At 39.6% G+C, this 13586-nt stretch carries 6 protein-coding genes and 2 pseudogenes; 1 reads left to right on the top strand and 7 read right to left on the bottom strand.

Annotation, left to right across the window (positions count from 1 at the left end; all coding sequences use genetic code 11):
- Positions 1-166 precede the first annotated feature (166 nt).
- The 3 genes from ACFSO7_RS12645 to ACFSO7_RS12655 all read right to left on the bottom strand — a co-directional run bounded on the left by ACFSO7_RS12645 (position 167) and on the right by ACFSO7_RS12655 (position 2741).
- On the bottom strand, positions 167-712 hold the full coding sequence (locus ACFSO7_RS12645) for a histidine phosphatase family protein (protein WP_377877691.1): 546 nt from the start codon (positions 710-712) through the stop codon (positions 167-169).
- A gap of 285 nt (positions 713-997) precedes the next feature.
- Positions 998-1630 (bottom strand): copper homeostasis protein CutC, encoded by a 633-nt coding sequence (locus tag ACFSO7_RS12650; protein ID WP_377877692.1) that lies wholly within the window; start codon positions 1628-1630, stop codon positions 998-1000.
- 73 nt (positions 1631-1703) lie between these two features.
- On the bottom strand, positions 1704-2741 hold the full coding sequence (locus tag ACFSO7_RS12655) for an asparaginase (RefSeq protein ID WP_377877693.1): 1038 nt from the start codon (positions 2739-2741) through the stop codon (positions 1704-1706).
- Positions 2742-3063: 322 nt separating this feature from the next.
- Here ACFSO7_RS12655 and ACFSO7_RS12660 point away from each other — a divergent pair, with 322 nt between their 5' ends.
- Positions 3064-3969: a hypothetical protein gene (locus ACFSO7_RS12660; protein WP_377877694.1), complete on the top strand. Its 906-nt coding sequence runs from the start codon at positions 3064-3066 to the stop codon at positions 3967-3969.
- A gap of 120 nt (positions 3970-4089) precedes the next feature.
- Here the strand turns inward: ACFSO7_RS12660 and ACFSO7_RS12665 are convergent.
- The 4 genes and pseudogenes from ACFSO7_RS12665 to ACFSO7_RS12680 form a co-directional block, all read right to left on the bottom strand.
- A pseudogene (locus ACFSO7_RS12665) lies at positions 4090-4332 on the bottom strand (hypothetical protein); the annotation flags it as partial.
- 475 nt (positions 4333-4807) lie between these two features.
- Positions 4808-5659, bottom strand: a pseudogene (locus ACFSO7_RS12670) (transposase); the annotation flags it as partial.
- Between the two features lie 252 nt (positions 5660-5911).
- A complete protein-coding gene (locus tag ACFSO7_RS12675; RefSeq protein ID WP_377877695.1) occupies positions 5912-10519 on the bottom strand; it encodes a S8 family serine peptidase in 4608 nt (1535 codons plus the stop codon).
- A 211-nt stretch (positions 10520-10730) separates the two neighbouring features.
- Entirely contained in the window at positions 10731-13352 is a 2622-nt protein-coding gene (locus ACFSO7_RS12680) for a S8 family peptidase (RefSeq protein WP_377877696.1), read from the bottom strand.
- Positions 13353-13586: the final 234 nt, after the last annotated feature.

The raw sequence follows: 13586 nt of genomic DNA on the forward strand, positions 1-13586 counted from the left end.
GAGTTAAACAAAAGATAACTATAAGTTGTCCAAAAAAGTCAGGGTAACTGACTTTTTTGGCATCTACATTACTTTCATATCTTGATTATCTACACAGGCAATATATAAAGGACTTTTAAAAGTTTTTAACACGGTTCATCAATGCTTTCTGGTATAGAACCTTCTTCTAATTATCTAATTTACTCCAATTTTCTAAAGATAATTGACCAACAACTTCATAACCATTTCCTTCCCCTTTAGGCTTTATAATAACTGTCCCCATATTAGGTATTTTACCTAGGCCTATCCCTTCTGGAAAACTGTGAGCAATAATAACCTTATTTCTTCCCACTTCTGGAACTGTTTCCAAAACAGACTTAAAGTTATTTAAAATTCTTTGTCTATCCCTACTAGGTAAATTTCCACCTAACCTATTAATCTCAAACAAAAAAGGGTTAACTTGGACATTACCACTTCCAAATGCTAATTGCGCTGTTTCTATTGTCCTGCAAAATGGACTTGCGGAAACAGGGTATTTAATCGGTATTTGTATGTATCGAAGAATTTCTCCATAGTAAACGGCCTGCCTAAGTCCCTTTTCAGAAAGATTTCTTTGGGTTAAACAGTCTTGAAAGTTTAAATAGGGTAAATCGCTTCCAACGGTCGCTTCCCCATGCCTTGCATAGAATATATATCCACCTTTTCTAAGGGAATTAAGTAACGATCCATTCAAAGCAATCTTCTCCTTTCATGTAAACAATCGGGTTTACTGCTAATGTATGTAGATTCTTTAACAAGGGTTATTAATCTGTAAAAAAAACAAACAGGAATATTTAATACCTATTCCCGTTTGTTTTTTAGCATTTTAAATAAAGCTTGTCTTGATAAAGTTTCAGAATTCCACTCTCTGTTTTAAAATTGTGGTACGGTTCACCATACCGAAGACCACATGGATGGTTCTACTGGCACTGTTCGTGGACAAATGCCTTTTGTGAAGATGGACATCAGTGAGTCTGTCTTATCCTACTATTTTTGTCCCATGGGCCTCTCTTATTTTTATCTTGCTAGTGATGAAATTTAGGTTCCTATTAGTAATTCCACCACCAGGGAGGATAATGATTCTGCCAGCTGCATAGTCAATATATTCCTTCAATCTTTGCAGATTATATTCAATCGGGGTATTCAACGGGCCACCATGAGTTAAGATTCGATGTACACCCAGTTCCACTAGCACATCAATCGCATGAAACTGATTTTCAGGTTTTATTTGGTCGAACGCCATGTGAAAGGTGACCTCTAACCCCTTTGCAGACTCTAATAGAGTATCCATGGCTTCCTTATCTATCCAATCAGCATCGTTTAAACAGCCTAGCACTACTCCATCAGTGCCTAAGTTTTTCAGATGATCAATATCTTGCTTCATCATCTCAACTTCTTCATTACTATAAATAAAATTTCCACCTCTAGGTCTTATTATGGACATGACCTTAATATGTTTACTGTGGCAATAGTTAATGGTTTTTACAGCTATACCATGACTTACCGTTGTGCCTCCAACAGAAAGATTGTCACATAGTTCAATTCGGTCAGCCCCTTTTGAAATCACATCGGGAACTAGCGTAAAATTCTCCACACAAACTTCTTTAATCATATACATCCACCTTACATCTTAAGTCCTTTAGAATAAACCGTCATTTGTTAAGACCATGGAAGCATTTGTTATATTAAATCTCCTCTTTTTCCTCTGAAGCATTTAGCGCTTTAATTAACAAAAATTTTTCGTTAATATTCCCTACTTCAACCCCTGCATCATTCTTTATAATGGATGGTTTTAAAGCTCGTAAACTAGCAATCGTTTTTTTGTTTTTATAGCCAATTTGTTCAAGAATACTAGCAACAATGACAGGCCAGACATCCTCTGATCCAGTTAAAACTTTTAAGGCAAAGGCAATCCTCTCTTCTTTTAAACCGAAGCAATACACTCCTTGTGCTCCACCTTTTGCCACAATATTTTGATCCTGAAGCAGTACCGTACAAATAAAGTTCTCCGAAGCAACGATACGTGGATTTTCATTCATGATCCTTGTCATTTTCGTCACGGCTTTTTGGATAAATGGATCCTTAATTAAGTCTGGACAGGCAAATTTTAAATAAGTCAGTGCCATATTTTTTAGAGGAATTGCATAAACCGGTACACCACAACCGTCCATACCAATCTGAATCTCAGAAATGGGTATTTCCGCTAGTTCCGAGAGAAACTTCAAGATTTGTTGTTGAAGTGGATGATCCACTTCCCAATATCCTTCGACTGGGTATCCAAATTCACGACAGGCAGTTACAAACCCCATATGTTTTCCCGCACAGTTATGATACAACCTTCTCTTCTCGATATTCTTTCGAAGCATTTCTTCCTTCGGCTCAACGTTTAAAGGATGGGCATTTGGACAAAATAATTCTTCTTCACTGACAGGTAATTTCTGTAACATGGATTCAAGGGCAGTTATATGATAACGCTCTCCTCGCTGAGAAGCTGTAAACAAAGCAGCCTCTTCACTCGTCAATCCATACTTTGTTATACAATCTGATAAAAATACAGGCAGCGCCTGAATTGGCTTGGCCGCAGACCGATAATACGTTAAATGAGTATAATCCCCTGCATAGTAAATTGGCTCTACTTTTTCATTTACCCCGCAAATCATTCCGGTATGAACATTTTCAATAACACCTGCTCTTGTTTCTTCAACTAAAGTTACCGCATTCATATTTTTCATCCCCTTTTAAAAGATCATCCATCACTCTTCTCTACTTCCTTCACGATAAGCTCCTCATTATAATAATACTTTTTCACGCGATGTGTTATAATGCTTTCCCCATAAATCTGAAAGGTTCTTTTAAAATTCACTTTAGACATTTTATTGCCCTAATTCATTCAATTGTATCCTATAAAAGCTCGTTCATTTATTTTAATGTCTTCTACTCATCCCACCTATTGCCTAGTATACTTATAGTGGAGCACATCATATACGCTTACTACAAAACAGACATTGGAAATACAAATCCAGGACATATATTAGGGAGAATGAAATGAAAACGAATCAAATTATTTGTCAGGCAATGGAAGAATCTATACGATTCCTTGAATTAAATTCGGATATTGACATAAATCGTAGTGAGACTAATCGTAGAAAATGGGATGGGTACTGGTGGCATATGGCGGTTCTTTACGAAATGGGAGAAGTGAAACAAATTCCTGAAGTAGCTATTGCCAGAGCTAAATATTGGCTTGAATTTCAAGCTTGGCCGGTCTTCATTATATCCCCGGAAGACGAACCAAAGACAGAAGCCGACAGAATGAAGATGGATTGCTGCCATTGTGAACTTGCCGTGTACTATATGATATTGAAAGCCTATGGCTGTGATTTAGACAAGGAACTACCTTGGATTCGTGATTGGTTTTTAAAGCATCAGCTTGCCGATGGCGGCTTGAATTGCGAACCTGAAGCATATATTCATTCTTTTAAGAGCTCAATCGTTTCAACACTTCCTCCGCTTGAAGCAATTCTATTGTATACTGACCGTGATTTCACTGAGGAAGAAGCCGCTTTCTTAGATGAAGGCGCACGTTATTTGATTGAACATCGTCTAGTATGTTCCAAACAAACTGGACACATCATTGATATGGAGTGGCTAAAGCCTTGTTTTCCAAGGTTTTTTGAATATGATATACTCCGAGGTATGTCCTTCTTAGTGGAATGGTCACGCCGCAGAAACAAACCACTCCCGACAGATATACTTCATGAAGGAATGCAACATCTGAACAGTTATATAGAAGCAGCAGGCTTACGAATAGGCAGACAAGTATCAGATCCAAAAGGTCCGTGGGGCGGTCATACCTTTGCTCTATTAGAAGCTGTATCTAGAGTAGGTAATGTCTCACCTTTTCTAACCTCACAATTGAATGTTATTAAAGGCCAATTGGAACAAAGATAGTATTTTTAGAATAAAACAATATAGACAATCAAGGATAGAACATTCAAAGAAAAAAGCATTCCCTCCGTTAGGAAATGCTTTTTTCTTCAATATACTTCGTCAATACTTAAATAAAACGCCCTAAACTACTACTGAGTAGATTGCTAAAATTTTATAAATTCCCAACTTCCCCAAAGCCATATACTGATTCGTAATCATCTGATAATAAATTCCTTCTTCGGACATAAGTTCATCATGGTTTCCTTTTTCAGCAATTTCTCCGCCTTGGATGACCATAATCGTGTTCGCATCTCGTATGGTATTAAGTCTGTGTGCAATGATAAAACTTGTTCTCCCTTTCATCACTTTCGCTAATGCATCTTGAGGGAACGTTGGGACGGTTCTCGCGTTTCATCTATTGAGAATATGGGGATGGTTAAATCCTTAGAGAAATCGAAAATGTTTATTTAATTGTTGATACGCCGGATTCATCCGGAGTTTCCAGGACTACACCTTGGCTAATCCTGTAATGTAAGTACAAGGATTCCCTAACCAAATTGGGCTATTATATTATTTGAAACCTATCTTCTTCTCAAACTTCAAGCTTACTAATTCTATCTCTATACCCAATTTGCCAAACTCTCCCAAAATAAATTTTGCAATTTTTGTAATATATCCGAACTATAACCACTCAAGGTAAGGGGCTCTTACGCTTATTTTGTTTAAAAAATGAAACGTGAGAACTGTCCGAGACCACTGAAAAATCCACTCTTTTGAGGGTTTAATCTTATAAATTTACGAACCTCATCTCTTTTTCTCGGAAATTCTAAAATTATAGTAAAAATACCAAGATGATTAGGCTTTTTAGAGGTTTTATTCTTGCTATCCTCTTTAAATTTACTGCTAATGCGTTTAGTTTGGATTGGGTAGACATGCTTTTTAGACCGTACCCCCTGTCACGACCTAATCCGTGGAAATTCTTCATCTCGCCATTTTTCCATTCTTGGCAAGCGCGTTCCCTATATTTTTCTTTAAATTCATCGGTCTTTTGCTCCTAGCTGTAACCATAAAATTCAAATGTATTTACGCTTATTATCAACAGTGTCCTACTCTCGCTTTTAGATCTACTATTGAACGTACTCCTTTTTGTTCGATAAATTTAGGGTCATTTATGATTTCTTTTGCATTCTCCAAAATTTCCTTTGTTTTTTGGATATATGTCTAATTCTAATTGTTCATCAATCTAGTCATCGTTTCTTCTAGGAAAGCTTTCATAACTGCTTTTGCTTCTTTATGATCTTCAATCACTTAATATTCAGGAATTTCCTGATTAATCGTTTCAGGGACTTCACCGTTTTCTTCATTAATAATATTAAAGATTTTGTTTGCTAAGTGCCTCATAACTCTTTTAGATGTTGCCTTAAAAGTATTAGCTTCTGAATGAGTAGTATCAATACTTATTCCCGATTTTTTGAGAATCCCTTGCAAGATTTAAAGATGCATCTTCGATCACTCGAACGTCTGATAAATCATAAAAATATTATAGGTCCAAAAGTTTAACCATAAGCTCCGGTTCTTTTGCAGGCCTTCCGTAATACTTAGAGTAGGAGTCCATAAGAAGGTCATTGATAAAACTAAAATCTATATTATCTTTAATGACCTTAAGAATATGATTATTTGGATTATCGTATAATACCGAAAGATGCTTAATTGCATATCTTTTTTGTTTTTAAGCACAAAAAATCCCCCATTTTTGGTTGTGATTTTCGACAACTCCATTTTACCAAAATGGGGGATTTTTGAATTTATAATTAATTTTTCAAAGTCTGGATATGTTATTCCCTATTATTAGAAATATTCCCCAGTGACCTTGGGCGGTTCTTCTGCTTCATTTATGAAGCATGAGAACCGTACCCATGCAGCACTGCCTATGCTGTACTGTGCTGCACTTACTTTTCTTCCCTTATTCAATCACTAATTCTAAATTCCCGGTTGCTTTTTGCCATTCTTCCATGACGTCTCCATAGGATTCTCTGAAGATGGATGTGACTGAGCGATCCCATGTTAATGATGTGCTGCTTACAGAGTCATTTAGGACTTTGAAATAGTAAGTTATCGCCGTTCCGGTATCTTTTAGTTCTGCCGCAGCATCTCCTTTATGTGTCGCTGCAAATTCAATACGGTTGCTTCCGTTTTTATTGGCAAGAACGATAGTGTTACCTGCAAAGATTTCTCCCAATTGTCCGCCTGATGCTACTGTTCCATCTGCTCCCACTAGTTGTAAAACGGAAGGATCATACGTAAAGCCATATTGAAGGGCATAGATTTGTTCTGTATTAGCTAAATCCACGGTTACTGGGATAATATCTCCCTTTTTCACCGATGTTTTTTCTGTATTGAACTTGATGATCGGTGCAAACTCATTTGGTGGATAGTCTGGTAGAGGTGCCGTTTCTATCCCATCCTGTGCCGTATTTTCCAAACCAAAATTTTTAACAGGGAAGGATAAATCTTTTTCATCGATTTTTCCATCTTTATCGACGTCATATTTACTTAAAGCAAAGCTTTCATAGATACCGTTTACCGCTTTTTTTCCTTGATGTCTCGCCACTTTGACAACATCGATAACTGAAATTTTTTGATCATACGGGTTATAGTTTTCTACATCGCCTGCTATTAGCTTTCCATAATCAACTTTTACATTCGCTGGTCTTAACTTTCCATTCACATTTTCTACAGGTTGAATCCCTGTGATGATTCCTGTAAAGTGGGACGGGAATGCGATGACAATATCGTATTTTTCCATTGGATTTAATCCATAAATATTAAGGCTTCCATCACGTTCCAGGCCCCATCCGATGTCGGTTCTGTAGCCATCTAACATCCCAACTCTTGCAAGTTCAGGTTGGCTGTAACCACCTTTGTTTGTATAGAACACTTCTAAATGCGTACCCTCTTTATCCCCGTAGTTAATGTCTCTTCGAAGCTGACCATTTTCATCTAGAAGGGCCTCTGGTTTGATGAATCCAGAAATACTTCCAGCTTGTGTATAGACCTCCACTGCTTTTTCACTGCCCATTAATGCTTTTATTTCTAAATTCTTATTCGTATAAGAAGACGAAGCTGCTTTGATTTGGTAGTGTCCGATGTTTTCAATTTTGTCAATTGCTGTAAAAATCACCTTACCTGTTTGAATATTCCCGGTTACAGGAATTTCATCTTTTTTCGGTTTCTTATGTTCCTTCGGATTTTTCCGTAAGTCCGTCACCACTTTTACAGTCGTAAACTCCGTTCCAGCTTCATCCTTAAAGGTCTTTACTTTTTCAAATGTAGTCGTAACAGCTGGGAATCCCGCCACCGGTACAACTTTTGAAAGTGATAGTGCTTGCGATGGGTAGGAAACAACGTATTCTGCCCCAACCATATCCTTCACTTGGTTCGCCTGGAGTGTTATTTCGTACGATTTCCCTACTTCCACATCATTGCCGCCGATCAGTTCAACAGCTGTATTTTGAAGATATTGGACCTGATAGCTTTCTTCATTCGTATTGCCCGCTTTATCCTTCACACGGATGACTAATCGGCTTTCACCGTTTGGAAAAATGTTTTCCGGCAGATTGAATTCCACATGTCGTTGTGGTGTATCTTCTTTTTTAATCGTATCAATATCTCCCTTAGAAAGGAGTTTATTGCTTGTATCATATAGCTCATATTCCATCGAAATTAGGCTCCAATACCAAGGGAATCCGATATAAAAGTTATAGTCGCGATAAATGAAAACCGCATCAGATGTGATCATCCCATGAAGCTTATTTTCGCGGATCACTACTGAGTTTTCTCCAGTCGCACTGGTAACTGCGTTATCTACTTTTATTTCTGTTTTTTCATTGGCGACAACAAAATACATATCATTGTAATGCCAGTTTCCAAACTTGTCCTGGGCTTCTAAAACGATAAAATACACGCCACCCGGAACTTTTCTTTGCTCCCCCGTGTTCCAATCGGTAAAAGAACCATCCCAATTCACGTTATGGATTCCTTTTTTCAAATGGTCACCGGTTAACTCCGTGATATCACCGTATACTTCTTCTTCTGTAAAGACATTCCAAACGTACATATACGCACTTTCCATATCCATTAAATATTTATATTCAATGGTCGTGGATTCATTAATGCCGTCACCATTCAAGGAAAGATACTTTGGCTCAGCATTCATATAAGAAATCGGATTGATCAAATTGGCATTATTATAAACAATAAACGGCAACTGAATCGGTTTTGCCTGTTCAGACACAGGAGTTAAATAAACATAACCTTCGTAAATACCGTTTCGTGCGTCTGTCGGTATATATATCGAAACATTTAAATCTGCTGTTCCATTTGCCGGTACTGTCACTTCCTGTAAATCAGGGGTTAATATCGCTGAATACTCATCAGTACTCGCAATCGTAGGTACATCTTCACTGCCGCCTAACATATGAGTGTAGTTCATTTCATATGATACTTTGTACGTTATATCAGAACCGGTTAACCCATTCAGTGTGATGGTTTTATTTCCGGTTTCTTCCGTCATTAACGTACCGAAATTTATGGCTCCTGTCCGATGTTGAACCTCTACTTCAGCAGTATTACCAAGAGGATCCTTCGTATAGCTGGCTATTTCTTGAACTTGTGCAAGTACAGGTGTGTTCAAGGCTGCTTCTGCCTGCACACGGCCTGCCCCAATTTGCTGAACATTGTATTTTTCCTCACCTGAAAGTGGGGCAATCGTTTTAGAGGTGTTCATCAGCGCTGTTTTGACATCAAAAGTATCCATTTCTGGGTGTGCTTCCAGCAATAATGCCGCTAATCCTGCAATATGCGGTGCAGCCATACTTGTTCCAGAAAGTCGTTCATACGCTTTTTCATAAGTACCGTCCGTAGATGGAATCGTGGAACGAATGTTGACACCCGGTGCCACTAAGTCAGGCTTAATATCCCAACTGCCAATAATCGGACCCTTTGAACTGAATCCTGCTAGTTCATCTCCTGGATAGCTATCAATGCTTTCTCCTATTATGGTAAAAGTATTTTGTTCTTGCCCCTTCATTTTTTCAATTAATTCACGGCCTTCATCCCCGCGCATATCCAACATTGGAAGCGGGCCTTCTTGCGGGAAAGGATGATTGATATGTTCATTTATTCCATCAGCGTTAAAAACAACAACTCCTGCAGCACCCGCATCGTACGCCCGCTTATTCAGTTCACTTAGGATCGATTCCCCGCGTTTAACGAGGGCAATTTTCCCAGTAAGGTCTACTCCTTCAAAATCAGCAGGAAGACCGAAGCCCATGTAGACCATTTCTTTTTCCGTCTTTAATGGTTCGATCGCTTCTGGAGTTGGGTCCCATTTCATCATCCACTGTAAAGTGTATTCTTTTCCTAAGTCAGCTGTGGCGGAAGCTTTTCCTGAATAAACGGTTTGCTTGATAGGAGGGAAGCTTGCTCCAACGGAAATGGCTAATGCAGCTGTTCCAGGTGAACCTACGGTTGAATAGCCGTAATCGCCATCGTTACCATTAGCCACCACCGCTACAACCCCCGCTAGCATCGCATTGTTAACGGCTCTGCTTGTTGGTTGATCTGGATCGTTAACGCCATTCCCAAGAGATAGATTGATAACATCCATGCCATCCTCTACGGCTTTCTCAATCCCGGCGATAACCCACTCATCCCAGCCGCCTTGTGGTCCTAATACACGATACACATATAGATCTGACTTTGGCGCGATACCGCGAGTTCCACCGGCTTCATACGTACCACGTCCAGCGATAATACCTGATACATGTGTCCCGTGCACGGAATCGATATGTTGTTTACCGTCGTTTCCTTCAAATGGATCGGCATCATTATCAACGAAGTCGTAACCACCCTTGTAGGCATCTTTTAAGTCTGGGTGGTTGTAATCGATTCCTGTATCAATAACCCCAATTATTTTCCCTTGGCCTTCGAAACCTAGATTCCATAGCTGGTCAGCACCAATGAATGGTGCGCTGTCTGCCATATATGGAAGGTTTTTCGTTGTTGGTTCCACTGGAAGTGCCATTTGTTTACTATTTTCATAGATTTTTTTAACGTTTGGATCTTCTGCCAGCTTTGGCACATCACTGGCTTTTATCTCGAGTACTGTGCCGTTGAATACTTTTTCAAAGGATCTGCCAAATTTGACGTTAACTGCTTTTTTGTTTAGTTGTGCTTTTAGGCTGGCACGTTCATTGTTAAGTTTTTCTTTGTGTTGCGCCGCTTGGAAAGCTTGTTTAAACTTTTTAGATTTTTGCTCTTGAACAGCTATCGGTTGTTCGTTGAACTCGACGATAACCTTAATCGTTTCGTTCGATTTTGTATTGATGCCTTTGGCAATTTTTTTATTTTGAACTTCAGCTAGGTGCTGCTGTAATCTTTCTTTTGCACTTGCAAGTTTCGCAGTGTTGAGATTGCTAGATTGTTTGGCCGTAGCCGCTGGCGTCGCTATTGAAAATAGCATTAGGATGGTTAACCAAATGGAAAACCACTTTTGATTTCGTCTCCTCATACCTTTCCTCCGTATCGTTTATTTGTGTGTGGTGCATGGTTGGGTGCATAGGGGCGTTCTCTTGCTTGAAGCATGGGGAAGTATGGAAGCATGGGTGGAAGCATGGGGACGGTTCTTTTGCTTCATTCGCACCATACTGATGAAGCACGAGAACCGTCCCTCTGCTTCACCTCTGCATCATTGATGCACGAACCCCGTCCCACTGCTTCAACTACTTCAGTTTCACCAAGTAGACATCTCTGTCACCGGACATTCCGTATGCTTCTTTGAAGCCGTTGACGTAGGATTTGGTGTTTCCTGTGATGATATATCCGCCGTCTCTTGTTTCTTGGATGTCGGTAGCGAAGTCGCTTAGGTCACCGCCAATAAATTGCTCGCTGATGGTGTCTCCGTTTTCATTGAATTTTAGTAGATATACATCTTTATTTAACTCTCCTCTTTCATAGGAACCAGCAAGCATATAGTTGCCATCTTTGGTTGCTAAAAGAGAAGTCGCTTCTTCATAGCTATCTGCTTCACCGATTGTTTTTGACCAAATAATATCCCCTGTTGGGCTCATTTTTGCATAATAGATAGAAGGAACTTCATTACGGATAAATCCTCCCCAAACCTCAGTGGATTCTGCGCCTATGACGATAAAACCGCCATCCGGAGTTGGTTCAATATCGGAGATCGATTCATAGATAAAATCGCCTTTTCCGTACATTTTTTCCCACTCCAGTTCACCGGCACCACTCACTTTAAACAGGTAGAAGTCCTTTTTATGTGTTGCTGGCCCGGAGAATGTATAGCCGCCTACAATGTAGCCGCCATCAGGAGTTGGTTTGACAATGTTTGTATTATCATCAGCGTCGCTGCCATATGTTTTTTCCCATACTACCTTTCCTGTTAAATCTAATTTCATTAACATGGCATCCCCTTGACTTGCTCCTGAAATCACATATCCATCTTCTTGGATGAAAAGAGAAGAGAAACCTTTGTTGTTTCCGTCCATTTTCTTTTCCCATTCGACCTGACCATTTTCATTTATCTTCGTTAGATACATAAAAAATTCGCGTCCATGACTTCCAAGGACATAGTTAAAACTTAATAGCAGGTATCCTCCGTCCTTAGTTTCCTTCATATCTACAGGATAGTCTTCTCCAGTCTTATACATCGACTGTCTCCACTGAATTCTTCCATCTGGATATGTTTTTACAAGGTAAAGGTCCGAATTTTCTTCTTTTGTATAGGAATAGGTATCACCTAGTGTTAAATAACCGCCATCTTTGGTTTGTAATACCTTCATTGCTCCATCTTTACTTAGCCCGCCAAAATGCTTCTGCCATTCTACATTTGCAGGTAATTCCATTGATTGATGCGGCGCTTGCACCATGCCTGCACCGTAATACACATCTTTACCTACCTGCCCTACTTCATCAGCCGTTTCTTTGACTTTTTGCGCCACCTTTTCAGGACCAATATTTCCTTCTTGGGCAATAATTAAAGCTGCTACTGCGGACACTTTAGGTGTCGCCATTGAGGTACCTGCCATAAAAATATAGCTGTCTTCCATATAAGCGCCTAATGCCAAGTCCTCATACCAACTCCAATTAGGGTAGCGCTCTGCATCTCCCCCAGGAGCTGAAATATCGACAAAGCCTGCGCCATAATTGGAGTAGGAAGCACGCTGATCATCTGGACCTGTCGCAGAAACCGTAATCACTCCCGGCATGGAACCTGGTCCTTGCATTGCTGCTCCGATAAATTTATAGCCTTGGGAACCGTACTCTTGATTTAAAAAGTCCGTTACGGCTGCTTTATTCGTAATATTGATATTATCATTTCCAGCAGCTGCCACCACTGTTACTCCGTGGTCTGTTGCATATTTCACTGCTCTTTTATATAGAAGGAAATCCGCAACTTCATTTCCTAATTTATACGTTTTGCCTGTGGAAGGATCCGTCCACATTGTTTGCCCTAGGACACTGTAACCGCTAAGACTCATTGAGATGACATCTACTCCATCATCCGTTGCTCCAACAATCGCATCGGCAACGGTTGCTGTAGATGCTCCACTTTCAGCTCCAAAAACACGGTAGGCTTTGAATCCTACTTCAGGAGCCACACCTAAAATTTGTCCATTACCAGCAATCGTTCCGGCAACATGGCTTCCATGACCATTCCGATCTTCAAAATCAGTTGGATCCCCTGTTTCTGTATTGTCCATACCATCTTCCCCGCCTGCTGGAACATAGTTACGACCACCTAATAAGTTACCGGCTAAATCCGGATGGTCTTTATCAACACCGGTGTCAATGATCCCCACCACGACATCGTGGTTTCCTTTTTCCACCTTATAGCTCTCCCCATTGTTGGTTACTCGTTTGATATCCCACTGATAAAAATGATGCAATAGTGGATAATCAGGAGGAAACGGATCTTCCCCGATGATTTCGGGTTCATTATCTTCCGCTTTAGACAGATTAGAAGCATCCCCATTGCTAGTTTGTTGTTTTAATAACGTTTGAGCATCCTGTGGATTAAATGCAACGGTTTTCACCTTAGGCAGGTGTTGGATCATTGTTGGGGAGACAGCCTGAACCGCGGTATTTTTTTGTAAAGTTGAAATGAGATCAGCACTTCCGGAAATTTCGATAGCCCCGATGTTGGGGAAATTTTTCAGCACTTTTGCCCCGCTTTTTCCCAACATATTCGTCACGTCACTTGGAATTTTGTTATCTTTAAACACAACCGTCATATGAACATTTGATGGATCTGCTGTTTTCGCAACAGCTGGAACACCGCCCATTATTAGCGAAGCCCCCATTAATAACGACATAAATTTTTTCATCTTTCTTCCCCCATTCTCTCTACTAATCTTTCTTTCTACTCCGCTTTTTTGTCCCCCAATCGCTCGGTTTTCTCCTATGTACACGCTTCTAATTGGTGTATGACTATAAATTTATTTTCCCAACTTCATTTTATTCTAACTTTATTTATGAAAAATTTTGAATTTTTTACTAATTACTGATAGGATAAGGTTTTTATTTTAAAATAATACGAAAGGCGTAGAATCAGTGCTTTT

The sequence above is a fragment of the Bacillus sp. CGMCC 1.16607 genome (assembly GCF_042683745.1).
In the GTDB taxonomy this organism is placed as follows: Bacteria; Bacillota; Bacilli; order Bacillales; family Cytobacillaceae; genus Pseudoneobacillus.

Coding starts and splice junctions, on each gene's coding strand:
- ACFSO7_RS12675 (WP_377877695.1), bottom strand. CDS start 10,519: ATGAGGAGACGAAATCAAAAGTGGTTTTCCATTTGGTTAACCATCCTA.
- ACFSO7_RS12680 (WP_377877696.1), bottom strand. CDS start 13,352: ATGAAAAAATTTATGTCGTTATTAATGGGGGCTTCGCTAATAATGGGC.
- ACFSO7_RS12655 (WP_377877693.1), bottom strand. CDS start 2,741: ATGAATGCGGTAACTTTAGTTGAAGAAACAAGAGCAGGTGTTATTGAA.
- ACFSO7_RS12660 (WP_377877694.1), top strand. CDS start 3,064: ATGAAAACGAATCAAATTATTTGTCAGGCAATGGAAGAATCTATACGA.
- ACFSO7_RS12650 (WP_377877692.1), bottom strand. CDS start 1,630: ATGATTAAAGAAGTTTGTGTGGAGAATTTTACGCTAGTTCCCGATGTG.